Source organism: uncultured Ruegeria sp., assembly GCF_947500045.1.
GTDB lineage: Bacteria > Pseudomonadota > Alphaproteobacteria > Rhodobacterales > Rhodobacteraceae > Ruegeria.
Window position 1 is genome coordinate 1 of record NZ_CANMQQ010000017.1, and the last position, 24700, is coordinate 24700.

21 protein-coding genes and 3 pseudogenes are annotated in these 24700 nt (G+C 55.0%); 11 read left to right on the forward strand and 13 right to left on the reverse strand.

Annotated elements, in window-relative coordinates:
* Positions 1-107 precede the first annotated feature (107 nt).
* Positions 108-2084, reverse strand: coding sequence for a bifunctional 2',3'-cyclic-nucleotide 2'-phosphodiesterase/3'-nucleotidase (locus Q1B46_RS20370; RefSeq protein WP_299951366.1), 1977 nt, complete (start codon positions 2082-2084; stop codon positions 108-110).
* Between the two features lie 261 nt (positions 2085-2345).
* The gene (locus tag Q1B46_RS20375; protein ID WP_299951369.1) at positions 2346-3221 is read right to left on the reverse strand and encodes a LysR substrate-binding domain-containing protein; all 876 of its coding nucleotides are present in this window, start codon (positions 3219-3221) and stop codon (positions 2346-2348) included.
* A gap of 74 nt (positions 3222-3295) precedes the next feature.
* On the opposite strand from Q1B46_RS20375, the pseudogene Q1B46_RS20380 reads away from it, so the two are divergent.
* The 3 pseudogenes from Q1B46_RS20380 to ugpC form a co-directional block, all read left to right on the forward strand.
* A pseudogene (locus tag Q1B46_RS20380) lies at positions 3296-3708 on the forward strand (sn-glycerol-3-phosphate ABC transporter substrate-binding protein); the annotation flags it as partial.
* Positions 3708-3923, forward strand: a pseudogene (locus Q1B46_RS20385) (glycerol-3-phosphate transporter permease); the annotation flags it as partial. The pseudogenes Q1B46_RS20380 and Q1B46_RS20385, both read left to right, overlap by 1 nt.
* A gap of 6 nt (positions 3924-3929) precedes the next feature.
* A pseudogene (gene ugpC, locus Q1B46_RS20390) lies at positions 3930-4966 on the forward strand (sn-glycerol-3-phosphate ABC transporter ATP-binding protein UgpC).
* 186 nt (positions 4967-5152) lie between these two features.
* On the opposite strand, the gene hpaR reads toward ugpC, so the two are convergent.
* Positions 5153-5593: a homoprotocatechuate degradation operon regulator HpaR gene (gene hpaR / locus Q1B46_RS20395; protein ID WP_299951375.1), complete on the reverse strand. Its 441-nt coding sequence runs from the start codon at positions 5591-5593 to the stop codon at positions 5153-5155.
* Between the two features lie 270 nt (positions 5594-5863).
* Here hpaR and Q1B46_RS20400 point away from each other — a divergent pair, with 270 nt between their 5' ends.
* Genes Q1B46_RS20400 through Q1B46_RS20415 form a run of 4 tightly spaced genes read left to right on the forward strand, consistent with a single transcriptional unit; the run spans position 5864 to position 10910 of the window.
* On the forward strand, positions 5864-7114 hold the full coding sequence (locus tag Q1B46_RS20400) for a sarcosine oxidase subunit beta family protein (protein ID WP_299951378.1): 1251 nt from the start codon (positions 5864-5866) through the stop codon (positions 7112-7114).
* Positions 7115-7127: 13 nt separating this feature from the next.
* A complete protein-coding gene (locus tag Q1B46_RS20405) occupies positions 7128-7415 on the forward strand; it encodes a sarcosine oxidase subunit delta (RefSeq protein WP_299951381.1) in 288 nt (95 codons plus the stop codon).
* Positions 7412-10357, forward strand: a complete 2946-nt coding sequence (locus Q1B46_RS20410) for a sarcosine oxidase subunit alpha family protein (protein WP_299951384.1) — start codon at positions 7412-7414, stop codon at positions 10355-10357. The genes Q1B46_RS20405 and Q1B46_RS20410 overlap by 4 nt, the downstream gene beginning before the upstream one ends.
* Positions 10350-10910 (forward strand): sarcosine oxidase subunit gamma, encoded by a 561-nt coding sequence (locus Q1B46_RS20415; RefSeq protein ID WP_299951386.1) that lies wholly within the window; start codon positions 10350-10352, stop codon positions 10908-10910. The genes Q1B46_RS20410 and Q1B46_RS20415 overlap by 8 nt, the downstream gene beginning before the upstream one ends.
* Before the next feature lie 8 nt (positions 10911-10918).
* Here the strand turns inward: Q1B46_RS20415 and Q1B46_RS20420 are convergent, their stop codons facing one another.
* Positions 10919-11923, reverse strand: a complete 1005-nt coding sequence (locus Q1B46_RS20420; RefSeq protein WP_299951389.1) for a helix-turn-helix domain-containing protein — start codon at positions 11921-11923, stop codon at positions 10919-10921.
* Between the two features lie 140 nt (positions 11924-12063).
* On the opposite strand from Q1B46_RS20420, the gene Q1B46_RS20425 reads away from it, so the two are divergent.
* Positions 12064-12693 carry an XRE family transcriptional regulator gene (locus tag Q1B46_RS20425; protein ID WP_299951591.1) on the forward strand — a complete coding sequence of 210 codons (630 nt, stop codon included), beginning with the start codon at positions 12064-12066 and terminating at the stop codon, positions 12691-12693.
* Positions 12694-12988: 295 nt separating this feature from the next.
* Here the strand turns inward: Q1B46_RS20425 and Q1B46_RS20430 are convergent, their stop codons facing one another.
* The 9 genes from Q1B46_RS20430 to Q1B46_RS20470 form a co-directional block, all read right to left on the reverse strand.
* Complete coding sequence (locus Q1B46_RS20430; protein ID WP_299951392.1) at positions 12989-14194, reverse strand: amidase family protein; 1206 nt, start codon at positions 14192-14194, stop codon at positions 12989-12991.
* Positions 14191-15192 carry a nitronate monooxygenase gene (locus Q1B46_RS20435; RefSeq protein WP_299951395.1) on the reverse strand — a complete coding sequence of 334 codons (1002 nt, stop codon included), beginning with the start codon at positions 15190-15192 and terminating at the stop codon, positions 14191-14193. The genes Q1B46_RS20430 and Q1B46_RS20435 overlap by 4 nt, the downstream gene beginning before the upstream one ends.
* Before the next feature lie 67 nt (positions 15193-15259).
* Complete coding sequence (locus tag Q1B46_RS20440; RefSeq protein WP_299951398.1) at positions 15260-16102, reverse strand: helix-turn-helix domain-containing protein; 843 nt, start codon at positions 16100-16102, stop codon at positions 15260-15262.
* A 181-nt stretch (positions 16103-16283) separates the two neighbouring features.
* The gene (locus Q1B46_RS20445; RefSeq protein ID WP_299951401.1) at positions 16284-16547 is read right to left on the reverse strand and encodes a hypothetical protein; all 264 of its coding nucleotides are present in this window, start codon (positions 16545-16547) and stop codon (positions 16284-16286) included.
* A 110-nt stretch (positions 16548-16657) separates the two neighbouring features.
* A complete protein-coding gene (locus tag Q1B46_RS20450) occupies positions 16658-17563 on the reverse strand; it encodes an ADP-ribosylglycohydrolase family protein (RefSeq protein ID WP_299951404.1) in 906 nt (301 codons plus the stop codon).
* 101 nt (positions 17564-17664) lie between these two features.
* Positions 17665-18063 carry a hypothetical protein gene (locus tag Q1B46_RS20455; RefSeq protein WP_299951407.1) on the reverse strand — a complete coding sequence of 133 codons (399 nt, stop codon included), beginning with the start codon at positions 18061-18063 and terminating at the stop codon, positions 17665-17667.
* A 122-nt stretch (positions 18064-18185) separates the two neighbouring features.
* Entirely contained in the window at positions 18186-19199 is a 1014-nt protein-coding gene (locus Q1B46_RS20460) for a hypothetical protein (RefSeq protein ID WP_299951410.1), read from the reverse strand.
* Between the two features lie 202 nt (positions 19200-19401).
* Positions 19402-20358, reverse strand: coding sequence for a BMP family protein (locus Q1B46_RS20465; RefSeq protein WP_299951413.1), 957 nt, complete (start codon positions 20356-20358; stop codon positions 19402-19404).
* Positions 20359-20467: 109 nt separating this feature from the next.
* Complete coding sequence (locus tag Q1B46_RS20470; RefSeq protein WP_299951416.1) at positions 20468-21370, reverse strand: LysR family transcriptional regulator; 903 nt, start codon at positions 21368-21370, stop codon at positions 20468-20470.
* A gap of 146 nt (positions 21371-21516) precedes the next feature.
* Between Q1B46_RS20470 and Q1B46_RS20475 the strand changes: the two genes are divergently transcribed.
* Genes Q1B46_RS20475 through Q1B46_RS20485 form a run of 3 tightly spaced genes read left to right on the forward strand, consistent with a single transcriptional unit; the run spans position 21517 to position 24661 of the window.
* Entirely contained in the window at positions 21517-22410 is an 894-nt protein-coding gene (locus Q1B46_RS20475) for an arginine deiminase family protein (protein ID WP_299951419.1), read from the forward strand.
* On the forward strand, positions 22407-23714 hold the full coding sequence (locus Q1B46_RS20480; RefSeq protein ID WP_299951422.1) for a Zn-dependent hydrolase: 1308 nt from the start codon (positions 22407-22409) through the stop codon (positions 23712-23714). The genes Q1B46_RS20475 and Q1B46_RS20480 overlap by 4 nt, the downstream gene beginning before the upstream one ends.
* Positions 23711-24661 (forward strand): glycine betaine ABC transporter substrate-binding protein, encoded by a 951-nt coding sequence (locus tag Q1B46_RS20485; RefSeq protein ID WP_299951425.1) that lies wholly within the window; start codon positions 23711-23713, stop codon positions 24659-24661. The genes Q1B46_RS20480 and Q1B46_RS20485 overlap by 4 nt, the downstream gene beginning before the upstream one ends.
* Positions 24662-24700: the final 39 nt, after the last annotated feature.

Sequence of the window (24700 nt, forward strand, 5' to 3'; positions counted from 1 at the left end):
CCCAATGTCAGAATACGAAGACGCCGCAGAATAATCACAAAACAAAAACCACAAAACACAAAAAACCCCGCCAAAAAATTGGCGGGGTTTTTCTGATCTTACATGGGTCAGAGCCTTATACGGAACGCCGCAAATCCATCTGCACCTTCCCCTGCATCTTCGATGACGATGCCTTTAACATCATTCATATAATCGCGTGCCTTTGGTCCGGTTTCAAATAGGACCGTCGTGTCCGCGAGCGGCGCAAATGACCAGTTCGCATCTGCCTTGGGATTGATTGTACCCTGCTCGACAATATAGCGAACAATAACGTCACGGTTGGTATCCGGGGCTTCAAATACAACCGTGTCACCCAACGCACCGGGGAAAGAGCCCCCGCCGGATGCACGGTAATTGTTGGTCGCAATGATAAATTCCATATCATCCGTAACCGGCACACCGTTGAGGGCAAGGTTCACAATCCGGGCTGCATCTGGGTTTGTTTCTTCGCCCTTGGGGCCAAATCGTGAAGGCTGGGACAGATCGATCTGATAGGTCACACCGTCCATTACATCGAAATTGTAAGACGGGAACTCTGGGTTCAAAAGCACTGCATCTGTTGAGCCGGTATCTATCTGGTTGAACATACCAGCCGATCGCTCCAACCAACCTCGGACCTGCGCGCCGTTCACGCGAACCGCTCGTACAGTATTTGGATACAGATAAAGATCGGCGACATTCTTGATCGCAACATCCCCGACCGGCACATCGGTGTAGTATTCGGGACCGCCACGCCCTCCGGCCTTGAAAGGGGCCGCCGCGGAAAGGATTGGCAATCCCTCATGCTCGGTCCCTTTCAACATCTGTTCGACATACCATTTCTGCGCGATCGAAACGATCTGCACAGACGGATCATCCGCGACCAACGCGAAATAGCTGTGAAGCGGGGCCGAGGTCTTGCCTACAGCGCGACGGACATAGGCCAGTGTTTCGTCGTGATCTTTTGCGACCGAGTCGAGAACCTTCTGATCATCACCAACCAGCGCGGTAATTGATCGATCCTCGTTCCGTTTTGAGATAGGCCGCGCTTCTGACGTAGTTGTAACCACGCGCCATTCATTACCATCCCTTTCCAACAGCAGGTCAAGCAGACCAAGGTGTGACCCCCAAAATCCCCCCATGACCGCAGGCTTACCCATCAGCGTGCCAGTTTCCACGTCAATACCGGGCCGGTCTGCAAATGTTGGCGAAGGGAAGACCAGATGATTGTGACCGGTGACCAACGCGTCAACCCCGTCTACCCCTGCAAGAACGACCGAGGCATTCTCCATCCCCTCCGAATGATCTGCCTCACCAATACCTGAATGCGACAGCGCGATGATCAGATCACATCCTTGCTCTTTCATCTCAGGTACGTATGCCTTGGCCGTCTCGACGATATCGCGGGCCTCAACATTGCCTTCGAGATGTTTGCGATCCCAATTCATGACTTGTGGCGGGGTAAACCCGATGACACCGATCTTGATCGGATGTATCGAACCGTCACCCAATTCGATTTCCCGATCCAAAATTGCGTAGGGCTTTACCAAAGTTTCGTCGTCGCGTGGATTGGCCCCTTTCTTCTTAGCGATATTGGCGAGAACCACGGGGAACTCGGCGCCCGCAAGCGCCTTGTCAAGAAACTCCAAGCCGTAGTTGAATTCGTGGTTGCCCAAGGTGGCCGCATCGTAGCCGACAGTATTAAAGGCAGCGATGATCGGATGGCTGTCACCCGCCTTCATCCCACGCTCGTAGGCAATGTAGTCGCCCATCGGATTACCCTGCAAAAAGTCACCGTTGTCGACGAGAATCGAGTTTGTCGCCTCGGAACGAATGTCATTGATAATCGATGCAGTACGCGACAGGCCCACGGTGTCCCGAGGTTTGTCGGCATAGTAGTCATACGGGAAGACATGCACGTGGATGTCGGTCGTCTCCATGATCCTCAGGTGCGCCTGATTGTTGGCGGCTGATGCGGAAAACGGATGCAGTGTGATTGCGGCTGCACTGGCCGTTGTCGTCGCAAGAAACTGACGGCGAGAAACATTACGGCTGGAAAAGGGCATGTGACACCTTTCTTGAAATATGTTCGACACGCCACTTAGATGGTGAATGTAACAATGATGATTAAAGATCACCTAAGCCGATCAAGCGTCGAACTGTGGTTGAGATTACCGATACTGTGCCGCCAAAGTGATACATCGTAAAGCGGGTCGAAGTCTCAAGTGGATATTTATTTTGCTGAAACTGGTCGACCCAATCTGAGCAATCGTTGATGATTTCGCAATCAAACTCGAGAATAGCGCGAATTTCCGAAGGGTTGGCAATCAGTGCTTGCCAGAATCTACCCGAAACGGGTTCAGGCTTTCACTGAACTGCTCGATGAACTCCAGCGTCACCAAAGAGGGTTGTTTCAATATGGGTCGCACCAATGAAAGCGTATGAGGTAAAAACGGTTTGAACGACCTGTAGCTCAGACCTTGATTGGCATATTGCACGGCATCCAGTTCGCTCACGACCGAAACGCCGACGCCTTTTAATGCCAGATCACATGCCGCCGTAAATTGCCTGACTTCGATATGGGAATTCAACTCGACATTTGCGCTTTGAAAGGTCTTTGAAAGGCGCGCAAAAAAGTCGCTATCGCGACGGGTGTGAATGATTTTCTCATTTGCAAGCTCTCTGGGTGTCACCTCAGAAACACCTTCCAAATCATGACCGCTTGGAAACACGCAGACCGTACGCACGTCAACATCTGTACTTTGAACGGCCGGATGGCCATTAAAGCTGTCGGTGATTCCAAAGTCATATTGCTCACCAATCATCCATTCCAGAATGCGCTCGGGCCGATCCGGCTCAATCGTCATGGTGACACCGGGGCGGTCTTTTAGAAAATCGGCAATTACTTTCGGTAGGTGGCTGGTGGCAAACCCAGGCAGGCAGGCCACCCGGATATGCCCGGCCTTTCGTTGCGTTATGTCCTGACTGACGTCAGCAATCTGCTTCATCAGTTCCAGAACACGCTCGACGCTGGGTTGCAGATACCGCACTTCCTGCGTGGGTACCAACCGACCCTCGCGGCGGTCAAAAAGTTGAAACCCCAGTGACTTTTCAAGATCGGAGATGAGCCTGCTCACGGCTGGCTGACTCACCCCCAGATCAGCGGCCGCCGATGTGATCGACCCATTGGTCGTCACCGCCATCAGCGCTTCAAGCTGTCGAATTCTTAGGGTTTGGCGCTCTCGCCGTAGCAACTGTCTTGTCCTTTGTGGCGGCAATGGCGCAAACCGAAGTCCAATTCTGGCATGCCTTTACGGGCCGTCTTGGTGATCTGGTGAAAGCACAGGTTGAAGAGTTCAACTCATCCACGCCGGTTCTATGGGTCAACCGCGATGCCATGGAGGCGGCAGGAGCTGATACAGACAACGACCTTTCAACATCGGAGAAAGTTGGTGATGTGCTTGATCAGTTGAAAGAAGGCGGTGAAGAATGCCCGCTGGTCTCAGCATGGCAGAGCTGGATTCATCTGGAAAACATGTCGGTTAATCACGATGTGCCATCTGCGTCGAAGGATAATGGCTTTACTGGTCTAGATACCGAGTTGATATTGAACGGTCTAGTGCAGGCGGCACAACTGAATGCGATGGGCGACTGGGCAAAGGATGGTAAGCCATCTGCACGGGCCGCAGGTGATCGCCTCTGCTGTGTTTTTCTTTTTTCCAGCAGCGCAGCCAATATGGCGGTCGCTGTTCATTCCTGACCCGTTCGGCCTGTTGTCTCAGTTCGTCGGGCTTGGCAACTTCGAGTTCCTTCTCAGCGACAAGTTCTATCGCGCGTCAATCGCGACAACAGCGATCTTCTCGACGCTTGTGACACTATGCTCAATGATCCCGGTCCTGTTTCTTTAGGTTATTGCAGACGTGCTGATCAAAGGCCCGACGGACGTCATTCATGGCATCGACATTGATATCGCCGATGGTGAATTCATAGTGATTGTCGGGCCTTCGGGCTGCGGTAAATCTACGCTTCTGCGCATGGTGGCGGGTCTTGAAACTGTGACAGCAGGCGAAATCCGGATCGGTGATGAGCGGGCAAATGACAAAGAACCGATGGATCGGGACATCGCTATGGTGTTCCAGAACTATGCACTTTACCCGCATATGTCCGTGCGACAGAACATGGGATATGGATTAAAAATCGCCGGATTGCCCAAGTCCGAGATCGATCAAAAGGTGAACCAAGCGGCGAAGCTGTTGCAACTTGAAGCTTTACTGGATCGTAAACCCCGCCAGTTGTCTGGCGGCAACGGCAGCGGGTTGCTATGGGCCGCGCCATTGTTCGCGAACCCGCTGTGTTTCTATTTGATGAGCCGCTTTCAAACCTTGATGCGAAACTGCGCGTTCAGATGCGTCTGGAAATTCGTGAACTTCAGGAAAAGCTTGGAATTACATCTCTGTATGTCACACATGATCAAGTCGAGGCCATGACGATGGCGGATAGAATGATCGTGATGAACGGCGGCATTGCCGAGCAAATCGGAACACCCCTGGATGTCTATGAGACCCCGCAAACTCTGTTTGCAGCTCAATTCATCGGCAGCCCAGCCATGAATGTCTTTGACGCGCGGCGTGAAGGCGGGATGATCAAATTCGAAGGTCTGGAAATTGGTCCATCGCAAGGGCCAGATATCTCAGTGAAGCTTGGAATTCGGCCCGAACACTTGTCGCTGGATGAAAATGGCCCGCTGGAAGTTGCGGTTCAAATGGCCGAACCTTTGGGAGCAAACACACTGCTGCACGGACGGCTGACAGGTACTCAGGAGGTGATGACCGTCAGTCTTCCTGGCGTTCATCCAATTGAAGATAGACGTCCGACCGTTCGGTTCTCGATCGCGTCAGAGCAGATGCACTTGTTTGACCCAGACACAGGTAGAAGGTTGCCAAGTTGATCGGACGTATTCCTATCCGAAGCCTCTAGTTGGAGCGACCGCCGCATTGACTGCCCGGCCCGAGATCGACCACTTACACGCCTGACAACATTCCGCAGGAAATAGAAGTGAACTGTTTTCAGGATTGCAAAGATGCCTGCAAATATAATGCGCACATAGCGCTGGACTGGTCTTTCGAAGATGAGCTCAGACCTTTACGTTCTGCAATTCCTCAAGCAGGTCCAGTAACTGATCCAATTTTTCACGCCCCATTTGCGCTTCGATATTGCTTGAAATCGCATGGGATGTGGCAAGGTTATTTTCTAATATCGTCCGGCCCGCGTCGGTGATCCGTACCATGGTGCGGCGTTTGTCTTCTTTGTCTTTGCGGCGGACGATCTGGCCGTCGGCCTCCATCGCACGCAAAATACGGGTGACGCTGGGCAACAGCAGGCAGGCTTCATGCGCGATTGCGCTTTGCTCTACTTCACCCAACTCATCCAGTACGCGCAGAATTCTCCACTTCTGTTCGGTCAGGCGAATATCCTGCAGCATGTCGCGGATTGGCGCCATCACAGTTTCACGGGCACGCAACAGCGCGATCGGAAGGGATCGTGCGGTACTTTTGATATGGGATTGACTGTTCATGCGACCTTCTTAGTTGCCAAATCACCGTTTGCAAAGATTAACAAGACAAGCTCCTGCGGATGCGTTTAAAATGCCGTACTGGTCTGATTGGTTCTGGCGCAAACCGCCATGCGGGTTTCGAAATCTGACAAGCAGTCCGATTTGGGAACTAAGCCATCGGCAAAGGACGACGCAATCGTCGCTGGAGGTCTGATTCAAGTTAGTGGATGTCGGATTCAAGCCTGTTCAAACTAGGCATTTAAGTGGATTCTGATAAAAAAGGTCCGATTCATGCGATACTCTGGCTTTCAAGTTATCAAAGAGGCGCTCACTGGTCACAAAGGCTGGAAACCGGCGTGGCGCGACCCTGAGCCCAAGCCACAGTATGACATCTTAATCATCGGGGGTGGTGGCCACGGGCTAGCGACGGCGCATTACCTTGCCAAGGTGTATGGCCATCGCAACGTCGCCGTCATCGAGAAGGGCTGGATCGGCGGAGGCAATGTCGGGCGCAACACCACCATCATCCGCTCGAACTATTTGTTGGACGGAAATGAACCATTCTACGAGTTCTCTCTGAAACTGTGGGAAGGTCTGGAGCAGGATCTGAACTATAACGCGATGGTCAGTCAGCGTGGGATTATCAATCTGATCCACTCTGATGCCCAACGGGATGCCTTCACGCGACGCGGCAATGCCATGATCCTGAACGGCGCGGATGCCGAGTTGCTGGATGCCGATCAGGTGCGCAGAGAATACCCTTTTCTCAACTTCAACAATGCAAGGTTCCCGATCAAAGGCGGACTGGCACAACGGCGCGGCGGCACTGTTCGCCATGATGCTGTGGCATGGGGATATGCTCGTTCGGCAGACAAGAATGGCGTCGATATCATTCAGAATTGCGAAGTCACCGGCTTCCGCATCGAAAATGGTAGATGTCTGGGCGTCGAAACCTCAAAAGGGTTTATCGGAGCGGGCAAAGTAGGCTGTGCTGTTGCAGGGAATTCGGGGCGACTGATGGGTATGGCAGGCATGCGACTACCAATAGAAAGCCACGTTCTACAGGCCTTTGTCTCGGAGGGGCTGAAGCCTCTGCTGCCAGGTGTGATCACCTTTGGCGCCGGACATTTCTATGTCAGCCAATCTGACAAAGGCGGCCTGGTGTTCGGGGGTGATCTGGACGGGTACAATTCGTACGCGCAACGCGGAAATCTGCCCGTGGTCGAAGATGTCTGCGAAGGCGGTATGGCGCTCATGCCAATGATCGGACGCGCACGTCTGCTGCGCATGTGGGGCGGGATCATGGATATGTCCATGGACGGCTCGCCCATCATCGACCGGACCCATATTGACGGGCTCTATTTCAACGGCGGCTGGTGCTATGGCGGCTTCAAGGCCACTCCGGCGTCGGGCCATTGTTTCGCTCATCTGCTGGCAAAGGACGAACCCCACCCAACCGCAACCGCCTATCGCCTTGACCGGTTTCGTGCCGGACGGATGATTGACGAAAAAGGTATGGGCAACCAGCCCAATCTGCACTGAGGAAAGCCGCAAGATGATCATCCAACATCCTTTGCTGGGTCCCCGCGACAGTTCCGAGTTCGTCTATCTGGGCGACGCGTCTCTGATTGATCGGCCCGACTGGCAGGCCGAAAACGCAGCCGAAGCCTTCCATGATTATGCTTATCTGCGCGACAACCCCGCCGGTGAACATCGCGAGCTGTGGTTTCACGAAGGCGGAGATCGATCCTGGCTGGTCGTAACACGCAACACGGTTACGCACGAGATATCCAGGGTGGAGCTGGCCCGCGACGTTGCCCGGACACGAGGGCGTTCCAAATGACACAAGTTAACCGGTTGGGCGGCGGCCAGATTGATCGTACCAAAACCCTGAATTTCAAATTCGACAACCGCAATTACACGGCACATCCAGGCGATACTCTGGCATCGGCCCTTTTGGCCAATGGCGTGCGCCTGATGGGGCGGTCTTTCAAGTATCACCGTCCGCGCGGGGTTCTGAGTGCGGGGTCGGAGGAGCCCAACGCACTGGTTGAATTGCGCAAGGGCAGTCGGAAAGAACCCAATACCCGCGCCACGACCATAGAAATGTTTGACGGGCTCGAAGCCAATTCCCAGAATCGCTGGCCCAGCCTGAAATTTGATGCGCTGGCGATCAATGACCAGTTGTCGCGCTTTCTGACTGCGGGTTTCTACTACAAAACCTTCATGTGGCCGGCGGTGTTCTGGGAAAAGTTTTATGAACCACTGATCCGCCGAGCTGCTGGATTGGGCACATTGTCGATGCAGGACGACCCTGATGAGTACGACAAGGGGTTCAGACATTGCGACCTGTTGATCATCGGTGCGGGTCCGGCTGGATTGATGGCGGCGCTGACTGCCGGACGGGCTGGATCAGAGGTGATTTTGGCGGATGAAGATTTCGCCCTCGGCGGCCGTTTGAACAGCGAGAGTTTCTTGCTGAACGACGATCAGGCTGAAATCTGGGTGGCGCAAACAGTGGCTGAGCTGTCGGCGATGCCCAATGTTCGCCTGATGCCGCGGACCACAACCATCGGTGCCTTCGATCACGGTATTTACGGGGCAGTAGAACAGACGGGCGACCATCTGGCCAACCTGCCCACAGGCAAACCCCGACAGATCCTGTGGCGCATCTATTCCAAGCGCGCGCTCTTATGTACAGGGGCGACCGAACGTCCGATCGCCTTTGAAAACAACGACCGGCCCGGCATCATGCTGGCAGGTGCTTTGCGCAGCTACGCCAACCGGTTCGCCGCCACCCCGGCCCGGCGCGTGGCCATATTTACCAATAACGATGATGGTCACCGAACTGCAGCCGATCTGCATGCCAAAGGAGTGAAAATCGCCGCCGTTGTCGATGTGCGGGTAGATGCACCAACAAGCGGTGATTACGAAGTTCTGCGCGGCGCACAGGTGATCGATACCAAAGGCCGCCTTGGCTTGGCTTTTGTCGAAGTCGGTTTAGCCGACGGCTCGAACCGTACGCTGGATGTGGGCGCGCTTGGTGTCTCGGGTGGATGGAATCCGAATGTACACCTGACCTGCCATCAGCGTGGCCGACCAACATGGGATGAGGGCCTGTCCGCTTTCGTCCCCGGAGAAACGCTGCCTCCGGGTCTGGCAGTCGCCGGGGCTGCAAACGGTATCATGACCACTTATGGCGCCCTACAATCTGGCGCCCAAGGTGCGGCGCAGGCACTTGAACTGAAAGGCGACCTACCCACATTGCCCGAAGCTGAGGATATGCCAGTCCGTCAAACCCCATTCTGGTATGTGCAGGGCTGTTCGCGGGCATGGCTGGACCAGCAGAATGACGTAACCGTCAAAGACGTGAAGCTTAGCCATCAGGAAGGGTTCCGATCGGTCGAACACCTCAAACGCTACACCACACTGGGCATGGCAACCGATCAGGGCAAGACGTCGAACATGGGTGGTTTGGCGATCATGGCCGAACTTGCTGGAAAATCCATTCCTGAAACCGGCACCACAATTTTCCGCCCTCCCTACACCCCTGTCCCAATTGCAACCTTTGCCGGTCGTCTAAAAGGGCAGGAGTTTCACCCTACCCGCCTGCCACCCTCGCACTATTGGGCCAAAGAGCGGGGCGCAGTGTTTGTCGAGGTCGGCAATTGGCTACGCGCACAATGGTTCCCTTTGCCGGGTGAAACGCATTGGCGTCAATCCGTCGACCGCGAAGTGCGCCAGACCCGCGCCTCGGTCGGGGTGTGCGATTGCACCACGCTCGGCAAGATTGACGTACAAGGCACCGATGCGGCGGATTTCCTGAACCGGATTTACTGCAACGGCTTTGCCAAATTCGCGGTGGGTAAAACCCGCTATGGCCTGATGTTACGAGAAGATGGCATTGCGATGGATGATGGCACCGCTGCGCGGCTAGCCGAGGATCATTTCATTGTCACAACTACAACGGCCAACGCCGTCAAAGTCTATCAACACATGGAATTCGTCCGTCAATGCCTATTACCGGACATGGACGTACAACTGATCTCAACCACCGAAGCCTGGGCGCAATACGCTGTCGCAGGGCCAAATTCGCGCAAACTTCTGCAAAAGATCGTGGATCCCGAATTCGATATCTCAAACGAAGGCTTCCCCTTCATGGGTTGTGGAAACGTCACTGTATGTGGCGGATTGCGGGCGCGTCTGTTCCGTATTTCGTTCTCGGGCGAGCTGGCGTTTGAAATCGCGGTTCCGTCCCGTTATGGCGATGCCTTGATGCGGCGCCTGATGCGGGAGGGTGAAGAGTTCAACGTTGTACCATACGGCACCGAAGCCTTGAGTGTCATGCGGATCGAAAAGGGTCACGCGGCGGGCAACGAGTTGAACGGAACCACCTCAGCCCTAAACCTTGGAATGGCTCGGATGGTGTCAAAAAAGAAAGACAGCATCGGCGCGACCTTGTCCGAGCGCGAGGGACTGAACCAACCAGACGCATTGATGATGGTCGGCGTCAAACCAGTTAACTCAGGCGATAAGGTAACCGCCGGGGGCCATCTGATGAATGCCTCGGGTCCTGTGGATGCCGCTAATGATCAGGGCTATATCACATCGGCGGCTTTCTCACCGTCTCTGGACAGTCATATCGGTCTTGGTTTTTTAAAGAACGGTGGCGAGCGCCAGGGTGAAAAGATGCGGCTTGTTTCGCCATTGACTGAACTGACCGTCGAAGTTGAAATCGTCTCGGCCCATTTTGTCGATCCACAGGGAGAACGGCTTCGTGCATGATCTTGTCGCATTAACCGCACTTGGTGGAACCGGCCCGGAATCTTGTACGGTTGGTAGCGTGTCCTGTCGCGAATACCCCGATATCGCGCTGGCTTCGGTCGCTGCGCGTTTGGGGCATGAGGCCGAAACACGGACCGCGTTGGCTACCTTGACCGGGCATACTGCGCCCGACATCGGACAGACATCCGGTCATACGGTCAAAGCTTTCTGGACCGGACCCGAGCAATGGATGCTTGAGGCACCCTTCGAGACACATGAAGACCTTGCGTCGATGGTGAAAGGCCACGTCAAAGACGCCGCTTCCGTGTCCGAGCAAACAGATGCGTGGACCCGGTTTGACCTGGAGGGCCCCGATGTACGGGCGGTGCTGGAACTGTTGTGCAACCTGGATTGCAGAAAAATGGCAGAAGGGGATGCTGCGCGCACCTCGATCCATCATCTCGGGTGTTTTGTCCTGTGCCGGTCAGCCGATGTGTTCAGCATCTACGGTCCTCGATCTTCAGCACGCACCCTGCAGCACGCAATTATCGCCGCGATGAACTCTGCGCTCTAGCACGCGGATCAAACAGAGGGTAGTGGAGCGTTGTCTTCGACCCGAAAACGGTTGATCCGACGGCGATCCTCGCTGGGGCTCAGCCCAAAGGCTGCGCGATAATGCGTCACTAATGGCGCGACCGAACTATATCCAATTGCCGCAGCAATCTCGGGGATCGGATCTTTTGTATAGACGACCATCTGCCGGGCCGCCTTCATCCGCATCGCGCGGTAATAATGGCTAGGGCTTAACCCGGTGGCCTGCTTAAACGCGCGTTCGATCTGACGTGGGGTGACACCAGTCTGATGCGCAACCTCAGCGATTGTTATGGGCTGACCGACATTTCCTGCAAACAGCTCGACCGACTTGGCTACAAGCGGTGGTAGTTTATCACCGGAACCTGAATGACGGACATTAGGAACCTGTTGGCGCACGCCTTCCCCCCGCATCATCGGGTGTTGAAACCAGCAGGCAACCTCATGCGCGATATCACTGCCCAAACGGTCTTCGATCAAATGAAGCGCCAGATCAAACGCTGCCGCAGCTCCAGCAGCGGTATAACGGCTGGTATCGGATACGATCACCTCGCGGCGGGCATCCATGTCCGGAAACTCAGCTTCAAATGCAGCTTCATAACACCAGTGAACAGAAACCGGACGCCCGGTCATAACCCCGGACCGGACCAACGGAAAAACACCGCCACTGATGCCGCCAAGAATGGTTCCATGCCGGGCCAACATTCGCAATGTGCCATTTCCCTGTTTCGGATCGCCAAACCCGGCCACGGGACTACTGAGGAGAAATAGAATATCGATTGATTGGCAATCAGATAGATCGCGATCAGCCTCGAACCCGATATTGGCGCTGGACTTGACCTTCTGCCCGAGCTCGGAAACCAGAGACCAGCAAAAGGCCTCTTGCCCTGCGATCTCATTCGCTGCCCGCAAAGGTTCTACAATCGAGGTCAGACAGGCTATTGGAAAACCGTCGAACAGCAGAAATCCGATCTCAGTTCTTTTGTCTATCAGCATGACTATTTTACTATCAGGAAACATTGGCGCTATGGTAGCCCGGATTGATATATGTAATGCACAGCGCACGATTGCGGGACTAAACACGCCATGTAGTGCGATACGCTGAAAGTGCAGAATTGAAAAAACGCGACACCGATATGGCGGCCAATCTGACACAGGATCCGCATTCCGTTCGAGCAGGCGAACGTGAGAAAGTGCTTGAAGTTGCGATCGGGCGCGAAGTTCGGGCCTTTCGCAAACAGCAAAACATCACGGTTGCTGAACTTGCCCAGTTAACTGGTCTGTCGATCGGAATGCTGTCGAAAATCGAAAACGGCAATACATCGCCTTCATTGACAACACTGCAATCTCTAGCCGATGCCCTATCAGTTCCATTGACAAGCTTCTTTAGGCAGTTCGAGGAACGCCGGGAAGCCGTGCACACAAAAGCTGGTGAAGGCATAGAGCTGGAACGTGAAGGAACCCGCGCCAACCACCAATACAACCTGCTGGGACATATTGGAGCCAATGGATCGGGCGTGATAGTCGAGCCCTATTTGATCACTCTAACAGCAGAATCGGATGTATTTCCAACCTTCCAGCATGGCGGAATCGAGACGATTTACATGTTGGAAGGCGAGGTTGACTATCGACATGGGGATCAAATTTACCCGCTGAAACCGGGCGATACTCTGTTTTTTGACGCAGATGCCCCACATGGACCAGAACGATTGGTCAAGTTGCCAGCACGCTATATCTCGGTCATCAGCTACCCTCAGACGAACTGACGGCCCAGGCTGTATATGAATAGCCCTATCGCCATCGCCTTCTTCGCGGGTTGAGCGAAGTTGTGGCTTTCATGCCCGGCACCAGAACCGACTTGTACGGCAATTCCAGACCAATCAACCAATCCGCACCCAATGTGCACCAACCATCCGGATGGGCGCGTAAAGGTTGCATCCATCACTCGGATCGTGGATCGCAATGCTGTACTCAAGACGATCTAAACATAATGCGCCAGCAGTGGGTAATCGTGTCGGAAAATGGGATATTGTAACGACCACCCGGCTGCTGAAACGAAGATCAGGAGAGTAGCTGTTCGATGGTAGTGGCCCAACCAAGCAATCTGCGGTCATCGTCTCGGCGGGCCATTAGCTCCAGCCCCAAGGGACGATCATCAAACCCCGATATCGGCAAGCTGATTGCAGGGCTTCCGGACAGTGATGCTGCAAGGGCGCGATCAGTTAGAAGTGGGAACAGGGCGTGGCTCTTGCCGTTCAGCTGGACTTCCTCGGTATGCAGCTTGGGGGCAGCTATCGGAACGGTTGGGTAGACAAGCACATCCAACCCATCCATCGCGGTTTCCAGAATTTCGCATACCTTATCGCGACCCTGCGTACGCATGGACTGCAGTTCTGAATCGGTGGTCTCATCCGCGGCAATCTCGCGGAAGATTCCGGCAACGTCGGGGCTGGCGATTTGGTCAGCGAAATCACTGATGTCCAGTTGAAGTTCGCGCTCTAGAAAAGATGTCCACCAACGCTTGGCTTCGGCGATGACAATCCGAAGTGAGATGGCCTCCATCGCCTGGTGCAAATCGGGGGCATCGCGTGTTTCGATCACCGCTCCTGCGGCACACAATCTCTCGATTGCCGCTTCAACCGGCCCTGCAACGCGGCTGTCGACATTGTCCCAGAACACGGATTGAACACGGCCCAGTCGAAGACCTTCGAGTGGCCTGGCCTCTGAGGGCTTGTCATCGGCCAGTGCTGAATCAAGCCGGGTCAACCTGTCCATATCCGGTGCCATCGCGCTGATCGTATCCAACGAAATCGACAGGTTCAGTACGCCATCACCCGGATAGCGCCCGGCAGACGGGCGAAAGCCAATACATCCGCAGAACGCGGCTGGAAGGCGACCTGATCCGCCGGTGTCAGAAGCCAAGCCCATGGTCGCCAAGCCGGCCGCCACTGCCGCAGCGGTTCCACCAGACGAACCACCTGACATGGCACCATGCGGGCCTGCGACAGCTCCAAAATGTGCATTGTCAGATGTGATGCCAAACGCAAGTTCGTGCATATTGGCCTGCCCTATAATCGTCGCACCAGCAGCCAGTGCGCGGTCAACAGTTGATGCGTGACCATTGCTGACAACCTTCGACAACGCCGGAGATGCGCCGTCCCACGGTAAACCGGCGATTGCAACATTGGCTTTGACGGCCAGCGTTTCGCCAAGCAAGGCGCCAGAATCGGCGCCTTTGATATTCGTTTCGCGGATAAGTGCCGTCACTGTGCTGCCCCAAGTATGCGTGCGGCGTCGGCCATCATTTCCTCGACAATCTCGGCGGCTGGCTGGATATCCTTGATCAAACCCACACCTTGACCCATCAGCCAGGCCATTTCCTCATAATCTCCTGTGGTATCCGGCGTGGGTAGGATCACGTCGAAACGGCGCTTTTCATGCGGTTGGCCCAGGAACTGCGTCTGGCCGATCACCGGTTCATTCGCGCGGTCCTTAGGCACGTCTTCCAGGCGGCCTTCGAATTCTTCAGTTGGTCGGACACGCATCAGACGCATGGGGTTAAAATCCGGCATTTCCGGGCCGAACACACCCGATCGGGTTGTATCAGCACCACATGCGGCGACAAGGCGGGTATGATGTTCGGGATGGACCCAAGCCTCGTTGGTCGCGACCAGACGCGTGCCGACCCACACGCCGTCCGCCCCCAGTGCCAGCGACGCTGCTACGCCGCGCCCGTCTGTTATCCCGCCCGAAGCCAATACCATAGCCTTATCACCGATCGCGTCGACCATTGCGGGCACCAACGCCATCGATCCCATTCCACCGTAATTGTGGCCGCCTGCTTCCCAGCCTTGCGCCACGACAAGATCCGCGCCAAGCTCGACAGCTTTTTCACCGTCTTCGACTGTGCCGACCTGCACCCAGATATCCGCGCCGGAATCCTTCAGCATCTTGACCTGATCATCCGGTGGCAACCCCCAGTGGAACGAGGCCACCGGGACCTTTTCACCGGCAGTTGTCTTGACCTGCTCATCATTGCCGAAACAGGTGATGAAATTGATGTTAAACGGCTTCCCCGCGTCGCGCAGCTTGGCGATATGTTCGCGCAGTTCATCAGGTGGAAGGAAGCCGACGCCGATCGCACCTATTCCACCGCCCTGCCCCACAGCCTGAGCAAGCTCAGGCTTTTCACCTGCAAACGCCATGCCAGCTTGGGCGAAGGGATGTTTAACGCCGTAGCGTTCGGTCAAACGGGTTTTCAGCATTGGTGCCTCCTACAACTGCTAACGCGTAGAAGTTTGGCACACACGATGCGGACAATGATGCGAGCGATCAGGACAATTGTGCAGCGCGCCATGCACCCGGGCTTACCCCATGCTTTCGACGAAAGACGCGTGCGAAATAGCTGGGATCGCGAAAACCTGCTCGCGCGGCAATGGCTGAGATTTGCAGGTCGGTAGTTTCCAGCAGCGACTGCGCCGTTGCAAGGCGCGCAGCCTCGATACGGGAACCTACCGTCTGACCTGTTTCTTCAAACAATGCGTGTATTTTACGCTCGGTTATCCCAAAAGACGCGGCCAGCGGTGCCGCTGACAACTCTGGTTGCATATGACATCGTGCAATATGCGCTTGAATCGCCTCCAGCAGCGCAGTGCCGTCGGTTTCTTCCGCAGAAACCTGTGTGACAAGCGACAAAGTGCTGAGAATCTGTGCATTCAACGCATCGTTGGCCGCAGGTAGCTGCAAGGCCAACGCGCCAAGCCCGGCAAGAACATTTGCCAATTCGCGGCCAGCCGCGCTTTGAGACAGGCGCAGAATACCAGGATCAAGTGTTGCTGGAAGAGCATCTTGCGGAATTGCGATCGAGATCAATTCAAATGGTGCAGTATGGGTGATCGAATACGGTTCAGACGTCGAAACCAAGCACAAATCCATCGGTGCGGTTTCGTAGCGGCCTTGGGGCATCTCGACCAAACCACGTCCTGACAGTTGGAGATTGGCAAAGACCAGATCCCCTCGCCTGCGCGCGACGTGTTCCGAACGCCGCAGCACCCGATGAGGAGCGGCACGAACCCGGCTTACTTGCCCGGTCGGAAGATGGGCTTGCTCGATCCTGCCGACAAAATCGTGGTTTCCGACAGCTTGGGCATCAAGACGCACGAACGCAGAAGCCAAGCCATCCTGCCATTTCCGCAGCCCCGAAGCCGTACTATTTATCCGCCACGTTCGCATTTCGGCATTATGGGGCTTGTCAGAAGAATGAAAAGACCTGTGTTCATTGATTTTGGTCCCGCCAACATAGCTGCAAGGATTCGCCGCCCGGAATCCTCTGATTCAGCCCAGATCTCTGGCGTTGTCAGATATCCGAGGAATTTCGGGAGTTTTTATGCCCGATCCGAACAACCGACCATCCTATCCAAACGACGATCATAAGCCCGATGGCTGTATAAAGGCCGCGCGCAATCATAACACTCTGAACATATTGTTCTTTTGATGAAAATTCGTAGCCAAACGTGTTTGCCAACCCTTCTACTAGGTAGAAGGGTGGAACTGCGCTGACCGACAGCAAAAACATCAGCAGAATTGCGATCGGCAGCAACAGCTTTTTGGCAGTGTTCATAAGCGTAGTGATCTCGCTTCTCCGGGCACACTTAACGCCGCGGACCCCCATGATGGGCTAACAATTTGCCAAACAGGAACCCGCCGCATCAAATTTTACCCGATCCAGTCTCAGAGGCCCAGTTTTTCAAACAGGTCCTCAACCTCGTCCATGGCATGGACCTTCGACACCCAGCTTTCCGGAATGCCATGGGTTGCACCAAGTACCCCACCCAGAAGAATAGCACGACCGCAATTATCACCACCCGCAAGGATATTCGTTCGAATGGCCTCCTGATACGTCTTGGCTGTCAACAGGTTATGAAGAACACTGGGCAAGCCATATTCCAACTCACACGACATCCCGACTTCTTCAGTGAATTTGCAAGTGTCCCGATCAGTAGAGGCGCGCGCCAATTCCAGCGTTGGCCGTGTGTTGTTATCCGCCGCTTCAAACGCAGCCTCGACCACATCGCCGACAGTCCCGTTGTCTCGTGCGGCGATCAGCATCGCACAGGCAACATGGCCGTAGGACACAGCAAGATCAGTCTGATTGGTTGTGCGAATTGCTTCTTCTCCATGTGCCTCCTGCCCCGCGGCGATCAGGGGCGGAAGTTTCGCAATCGCAGGCAATTGAGTGTCCTGTGCGCCAAGCACCTGATCCGATTTTCCATTGGCAAGGTTGTCCAGCGTGCCACGCGTGGCCCCATCGATATAGCCACAATAGGTGCCGCCATATCCGAAATGCGAAACGAAGGCATTATTGTAAGCCTCTTGATCGTATGCGCCCCGCTGGGACGCCAAAGCACGTAACAGGACAAGGCATTGTTCACCATATTGGCTAAGGTCGCCGGGCTGCTTCAGCGGGTGTGCAAAATAGGACGGCACACCTTCGAAATCTGCTGCAGTGGTAGCACAGAATTCAGGGGTCTGTCCGACCAGTTTTTGAATACGCGCTTGGTCATAAAGCCAATGCAGCCCCAGCGAGGCTGCATCTGCGACCAACGCACCGGTCACGATTGAACGTCTCTTCGTCATATTCAACTATCTTTCATAGGTTTAGTTGACCTGTCGCTGCCAAACCCTTGATTCAAACCCGTCGCCGACCTCTTACCTGCGCGGCCAGGGCGCGCCTGTCGTTAGGCTGAATCCACCAATTGCCGAGCGGATTCAAGTGCCGCACGCCAATCATGCGCATGAACCGACACGATTTCCCCACCTTGGGACACGAAGAAAATAGGCGGGTACACCAGCTCGAGCTGCGGCGCTGCCAAGCGAAGAATTGGGTCACGGGCACCATAGACGCCCGGATTGGGAACATCACGGGTTTTTGCGATGATATTGTCTTCGACGGCAAAGCCAAGCGCCTGCCCTTCTGCCTTCACATCTGACAGGTGGTTGCGCTTGAACGCCATGCAAGGTGGGCAATCTTCCGCACCGTAAAAGTGGAACTTCACATCTTGACCGGCTTTGACTTTACCTGCGGACCCAAGAGCGAGCGCAGCAAGCGACGCGGTGCAGAACATCCGTCTGTTCATCTGTTCAATCTCCTCATTTCCAAGTTTCTACCCTAAAACCCATTGGCAATCACCTTCACGATTGCGCGATCAATGTTGGTCGCCGCACCAGCCAATGCTGGCCGGTGCGGCTGGACCCGAAGTTACTGTTTCAACTGCCCGACTTCTTGGATTGTAAAGCCTTCCAGAAGGGCTCCGTTGTTTTCCAAGGTCGCGCCTAGGGTGTTCAATCGCCCGTAATTCACAAAGACCTTACCGTCCTTGATGGTGCCTGTTGTGGGGTAGACATCGCCGGTTTCGAATTGGCCTTCGATATTCGCGCTGCCCCAATCATCCGAAGTTGAGAGCGAAAACACCGTGTTTGATTCAACGCCAGAGGCAAGATTGGTGATCACAACCAATGTGTCCGCATCAACCAATAGCAGCCCGTCGGTTCCGACCAGTGGCTTGGGGGTTGCGACCCGGCTGAATTCCGCGGGCCGGTCCAGTGGCACTTTGAACAGCGATCCGTCGCTTTTCTTGGCTACCAGCAGGTATCCGTCGGGATGAACCTGAATACCATTCAAGTTGAACCCTGATCCCCGGAAATCTTCATGTGTCAGAAACACGCTTGCCTGACCTGCAGGGGTAACCTTGTATATTGCAGCCGCTAGGCTGTCGGTAATATACGCATTGCCTGCGTCATCTACCGCCAGATCATTTGCAAAATGCGCCTCATCTGGGCGCAACCCGGCAAGGTTTACGAACAGAACCGGCTCACCCGTATCCAGATCATATACCCCTAAAGCCATGGTTGCGAACTTGTCTGACGGCTCGCTGCGTTCGGCCACGCCATAGTCTGAACTGTTCACCAGAAGACGGTTGCGCGCCTCGTCGACGCGAATACCCACGACCGAGCGCAGTCGCTCATCCTCAACGATGGTTCGAACGCTGCCATCCTCGGACAAGGCGATGACTTTTCCCTTGCGGATCGACCCCAACAGAAACTCACCTGTCTTGGGATGCAGCTCGATCCCCTCGGGGTACAGCGCCTCGGCAGGGACACTGACTGATTTGGAGGCGTCATCCCAAAACGCCACATCCTCCTCGGCATGCGCCATACCGGCAAGAGTGATCAGAGACGAAGTGAGAAGCGATTTGTATATGGAAGTTTTCATCGTGCTACCCGTGTTTGTTTCTTTGTCTCTGAAAAATAGAGGCCTTTGCACGTGGCGAAGCATGATCTTTCTTCATCCGACGACCAAACCAAGCTCAGGCTTTCACGAGATGGTGAACCCAAGGCACCTGCCTACGGATCAGCAACACGAAAATGCCCCGGGAATATCCCGGGGCATCACATGGTTGAGGGGGTAGGCTTGGTTATCTTGGTTCAATCACCAATTCGCCCGCATTCATCTGCGCGATCAGAGCGTTTACCTCCTCAACTACGCTTTCAGGAATGTCGGGGTGGAAAGTTCCGATGCGCATTGCCTGGCTGTTTGACATGTCACCACGGTACAGGTTGCCTTCAAGCTTTCCAGCTGAGGCAAGCTCAAGATAGCTTTTCATGTTGCCACGGACGTCCAGGATGGCCGACTGCAGAATTTCCGGCCACTCGTTGATCGCGTCACGATAGATGCCGATGCCGTAGACACCTTTCTCTTGCACCGCCTGCATCGAGCCCAAGGTGGCGCTGTCCATGGTTGGCCAGACGACATCAGCACCCTGTGAAATCTGGTTCAAAGCGGCCTCTTTGCCTTTGGCGACATCATCCCAATCGCCGGTCCAGGTAACCAGCACATTGACATCCGGATTGGCAGCCTTGGCGCCACTTTCATAGCCGGCAACGGTGTCATTAGTGAATTTGAACTTCTGTGCAGCGATGATCCCGATTGTATCGGTTTCTGTCATCGAACCCGCCACATACCCCATCAGATAAGCAATCTGGCTGAAGTAGAAATCCGCATTCGCAATATTCTCTGACGTGCCCAAGCCATTGTTGATCATGAACATCGTGTCAGGGAATCGATCTGCAACCCGCTCGACAGCGTCCTGAAACTCACCGCCGTGCCCAATGACAAGGCTATAGCCGCGCCGGGCATAATCGCTCAGAACTTCGATCTGTTCTGGCTGATGGACGCTTTCACTATACGCCGTATCAAAGCCAAGATCTTCGCCCGCTTTTGTCAAACCTTCAAAGCCCGCCTGGTTCCACCCATTGTCTGAAACGGACCCCGGCATCACGATTGCCGCGCTCTTGATACCTTCGGCATGCGCCCCAGTGATCGACAGACACAGAGCTGCAAAACCTGCCGCAACGGTATTGTGGAATTTCATCGACTAATCCTCCCTAGCGTTTACGCGCTCGACTTTGCGCGGAAGGAGGCGTTGCGAAAAATGATGTTTCCTCAGGGTAAAGATGAGCAAATTAGTGCCATAGGTCATTCTACCCTATTAATTTGACCCCCGACACACGCGAGGACGCGTCTTTTAGCAACTGGATAAAGGTTTTACCCAAAAGATTAGGATCTTCGCCGCGTTTTCGAACCAACTTGATTTCTGATTTCAGGTCGTACAATCCGTCCCCGACTGATCGCATTCTTCCTTCGCGGACCCAGATATTCGCGAAACTTTCGGGCAAGTAACCGATATAGCCGCCGGTCAGAACCAGTATTGCGATCCCCTCGATCTGATGTGCGCTTGCATTCGACCGCAACCCGATCGATATCGGGGCAACCTGGTCCTCATTCAGATAGGCGCGTTTGCAATAGTTTGCTTCTGGCAACAAACGCTCGACTTCTGCACGAGTGGCAGCTTCGTACAGGGGATGACCCTGGGCACAGTACAGCCCAATTTTCTCAGTCCCCAAAAGCTCATAGATCAATCCGGGCTTGTGCTTGTGAAACACACCAACGCCCACGGAAACCTGCCCGTCCTGAACCGCGATCTCGATGTCGTCGGGCGCAAGGGAATGCACTTCGACCGAAACATCGGGCGCAATTCGGGTCAGTTCCCCCAGTGCGCCCACAATAGGCGCGTCGTCGTTAAAGGCCCAGTTGTCGATAGCGGCAACCGACAGGCGGCCGACCAGCTTACCGCGGGTCCCGTCCACAACTTCGCCAAAATGTTCAAGCGACGCGAACAGTTTCTGAGAGGCGGAGTAAACGATTTCGCCCTTGTCGGTCAGGCGAAAGCCTTTCCGACCGCGCTGACACAATCGCATGCCCAACCGGGTTTCCAGATCAGAAATCTGCCTGGATATGGTCGATGCCGAGACATTCAGCGAGATTTGTGCTGCTGAAAACCCGCGGGCCTCGACCACTGCCGAAAAGACATAGAGCAAATGCATATCTGCTTTGGAAAAAGAGGGCGGAAGCATCCACGCAATATACATGTATAACTATGCAAGTTAAGTCCCTTAAATTGTAGTTTATTCAAAATTTCCTACGTGCATAGCTTGCGCCCAAACAGCATTCCCGTGGGAGGATACGAGAAATGGGTTTAGATGGCGCGATCTCGCAAAACTGGGGCATCAACAACGACTATTCCAAATTGACCGATGTCCTGCTGGGACGTCCAGAGTATTTCAAATGGGTTGATGCCGGGCCGCTGATCGGGCGCACGCTGGCCAATGCGCACAAGACGGGCGTGAAGTTCGACTTGCAACTGGCGATGGCCCAGCACGCCGAGATGGTCTCGATCTACGAGGAAAATGGCGTCACCTGCCATTATCTGGACAGCGATGAAGTGCTGCATCGCAATTTCTTTGCCCGAGACAGTTCAGCGATGACCCCGTGGGGTGCTTTGATCTGCCACATGCAGCTGAAATGCCGCCGGGCGGATTACGCAACCGCGATCAAATTCTATCAGGAGAACAATATCCCGATTTGGAAATTCGCAACTGCGGGGCATTTCGAGGGTGGCGATTTCAACATTATCGAACCCGGCCGCGTGCTGATCGGCTATTGTGGCGAACGGTCCGAGCAGGAAGGATCCGAGCAGGTCGCCGACTTTGTCCGGGCCGAAGGATGGGAGGCCGTGGTGGCCCCGATCAGCCGGGAATTCGTGCATATGGATGGTTTGGTCGTTCCTTTGGCCGAGAAACTGGTCGTTGCATGCATTGACGCGATGGAGCCGTGGCTTGTGGACGTTGTCAAAGGCTGGGGCGTTGAAATCGTCGATGTTGAATATCGCGAAGCGAAAAACCTGGGCGTGAACCTTGTTGCCCTGGGTGACGGAAAGGTGTTGTCGATGGCCGGAGCCACCGATCTGAATGCCAAGATGCGCGCGCTTGGGTTCGATGTCTACGACCCGGATATGTCCATGTTTACCTTAGGCGGCGGCGGCGTTCATTGCCTGTGCCAGGCCCTGCATCGCGAAGACGCATGACGGACGACAATCAGATCAACGGCGACCGCCTGTGGCAAAGCCTGATGGAAATGGCACGCATCGGCGCGCTGCCGGGCGGCGGCTGCGGGCGGTTGGCCCTGACAGATGATGACCAGATCGCCCGCGATCTGTTCGCCCGCTGGTGCGAAGAGGCTGGATGTACCGTCACTTTCGACCGTTTGGGAAACATGTTCGCGCGCCGAGAAGGCCGGAACCCGGATTTACCGCCTATCGCCATTGGCAGCCATTTGGACACGCAACCTCATGGCGGGCGTTTCGATGGTGTTTATGGGGTCATGGCAGGCTTGGAAATCGTACGCAGCCTGAATGACCTCGGCATCGACACCGACGCCCCGATCGAGATCGTCAACTGGACGAATGAAGAAGGTGCGCGCTTTGCGCCCGCAATGCTGTGTTCGGGTGTTTATGCCGGTCTGTTCGATCTGGAATTTGCACTCAGCCGAACGGATGCCGATGGGACACGTCTGGAGGATGAGTTGACCCGGATTGGATATGTCGGCACCAATCCCTGCGGCGCTCATGAGATGGGTGCCTTTCTTGAAGCCCATATCGAACAAGGTCCGGTGCTGGAGCGCAATGACGAAATCATCGGCGTCGTGACAGGCGGGCAAGGGCAACGCTGGTACGACGTGACGGTGACAGGGCGCGATGCGCATTCAGGGTCGACTCCGATGCAAGGGCGCAGTGACGCTTTGATCGCGGCAGCCCGGATGATCACAGCCGTACAGGAAATTGCATTGGCGCATGGCCCTGACGGCGTGGGGACTGTTGGTGAATTGCATGTCAGCCCCAACTCCCGCAACACGATCCCCGGCGATGTGCGGTTCACCATCGACTTCCGCCACCCTGACGATGCGGTTCTAAGCGTCATGGACACAGCCATAACCGAAACGGCAAAGGCAGAGGCGGATGCCCGGGTGGATCTTGAGATGATCTGGCACAATCCGCCAGTGCGCTTTGACAGGCGCTGCGTTGACGCCATCGAAACCGCCACAAAAGGCCTCGACTATCCCTTTCGTCGTATGGTCTCAGGCGCGGGCCATGACGCCTGCCTGGTCGCCCGAAAAGTACCAACAGCAATGGTCTTTGTTCCTTGCCGGGACGGTCTGAGCCATAACGAGGCTGAATGGGCCGAACCTGCACATCTGGCCGCTGGCTGCAACGTCCTGTTCAGGGCCGCGTTGGCGTTGTCACAATATTCCACATTCGCACCCGGACCGGATGCCGAAGATGGCAATAACAAGAAAAAAATTCAACCAACAGTTCAGGAGATCCAACAATGAAAGTACTGAAATCACTCTCAGCTGCAGCGCTGGCGGCGTCACTTGGAACCGCCGCTTTGGCACAGGACGTTATTATCGGAGTGCCAAATTGGACTTCGGTCCGCGGCACAGCGCATATTCTCAAAGTTGCGATTGAAGACAACCTCGGCCTCACAGTGGAGCTACAGAACGGCACCAACCCGATCATCTTCGAGGCGATGGACTCCGGCGCCATGCATGTCCACCCCGAGGTCTGGCTGCCTAATCAGCAGAACCTGCATGACACCTTTGTCTCTGAAAAGGCCAGCGTGACGTTCAACCCCAATGCCGTGCTTTCAGATCAGCAGATTTGCGTTACCAAGGATACGCAAGAACGCACCGGCATCAGCGCGCTGAGTGATCTGACCGATCCCGATATGGCCGCGAACTTCGATACCGATGGCGACGGTCGCGGCGAAGTCTGGATCGGTGGCGCCGGTTGGGCGTCCACCAATGTCGAGAAAATCCGCGCCAAATCCTATGGGTATGACGAGACAATGAACCTGATGGAAATGGATGAGGCACTGGCGCTGGCTCAGGTCGACAACGCGGTCGCTCAAGGCGAAAACATCGTGTTCTATTGCTACACGCCCCACCATATGTTCTCGCTCTATGATCTGGTCCCGCTGACCGAGCCTGCTTATGATGCGGCGCAGTGGAAGATCTCGCAACCAACGGACGATCCGAACTGGCTGGAAAACTCGACAGCTCCAACCGCTTGGGACGCCGCCAAATTGCATGTGTTCTACGCTACTGCGCTTGCGGAATCGCAACCCGAGGCCGCTGCGATGCTGTCGCAGGTCGAGCTGTCGACCGAACAGGTTAACGCCATCGTCTATGCGTTGTCGGTGGATGGCAAAGATCCTGCCGAATATGCGCGCGAATGGGTTGATGCAAACTCTGACCTGGTTGATTCCTGGTTCAACTAAAGACCTGTGGGCGGAGCGGTGCAAGCTCCGCCCTTTACC

Coding starts and splice junctions, on each gene's coding strand:
- Q1B46_RS20370 (WP_299951366.1), bottom strand. CDS start 2,084: ATGCCCTTTTCCAGCCGTAATGTTTCTCGCCGTCAGTTTCTTGCGACG.
- Q1B46_RS20375 (WP_299951369.1), bottom strand. CDS start 3,221: ATGGCGGTGACGACCAATGGGTCGATCACATCGGCGGCCGCTGATCTG.
- hpaR (WP_299951375.1), bottom strand. CDS start 5,593: ATGAACAGTCAATCCCATATCAAAAGTACCGCACGATCCCTTCCGATC.
- Q1B46_RS20400 (WP_299951378.1), top strand. CDS start 5,864: ATGCGATACTCTGGCTTTCAAGTTATCAAAGAGGCGCTCACTGGTCAC.
- Q1B46_RS20405 (WP_299951381.1), top strand. CDS start 7,128: ATGATCATCCAACATCCTTTGCTGGGTCCCCGCGACAGTTCCGAGTTC.
- Q1B46_RS20410 (WP_299951384.1), top strand. CDS start 7,412: ATGACACAAGTTAACCGGTTGGGCGGCGGCCAGATTGATCGTACCAAA.
- Q1B46_RS20420 (WP_299951389.1), bottom strand. CDS start 11,923: ATGCTGATAGACAAAAGAACTGAGATCGGATTTCTGCTGTTCGACGGT.
- Q1B46_RS20425 (WP_299951591.1), top strand. CDS start 12,064: ATGGCGGCCAATCTGACACAGGATCCGCATTCCGTTCGAGCAGGCGAA.
- Q1B46_RS20435 (WP_299951395.1), bottom strand. CDS start 15,192: ATGCTGAAAACCCGTTTGACCGAACGCTACGGCGTTAAACATCCCTTC.
- Q1B46_RS20445 (WP_299951401.1), bottom strand. CDS start 16,547: ATGAACACTGCCAAAAAGCTGTTGCTGCCGATCGCAATTCTGCTGATG.
- Q1B46_RS20450 (WP_299951404.1), bottom strand. CDS start 17,563: ATGACGAAGAGACGTTCAATCGTGACCGGTGCGTTGGTCGCAGATGCA.
- Q1B46_RS20455 (WP_299951407.1), bottom strand. CDS start 18,063: ATGAACAGACGGATGTTCTGCACCGCGTCGCTTGCTGCGCTCGCTCTT.
- Q1B46_RS20460 (WP_299951410.1), bottom strand. CDS start 19,199: ATGAAAACTTCCATATACAAATCGCTTCTCACTTCGTCTCTGATCACT.
- Q1B46_RS20465 (WP_299951413.1), bottom strand. CDS start 20,358: ATGAAATTCCACAATACCGTTGCGGCAGGTTTTGCAGCTCTGTGTCTG.
- Q1B46_RS20470 (WP_299951416.1), bottom strand. CDS start 21,370: ATGCATTTGCTCTATGTCTTTTCGGCAGTGGTCGAGGCCCGCGGGTTT.
- Q1B46_RS20475 (WP_299951419.1), top strand. CDS start 21,517: ATGGGTTTAGATGGCGCGATCTCGCAAAACTGGGGCATCAACAACGAC.
- Q1B46_RS20480 (WP_299951422.1), top strand. CDS start 22,407: ATGACGGACGACAATCAGATCAACGGCGACCGCCTGTGGCAAAGCCTG.
- Q1B46_RS20485 (WP_299951425.1), top strand. CDS start 23,711: ATGAAAGTACTGAAATCACTCTCAGCTGCAGCGCTGGCGGCGTCACTT.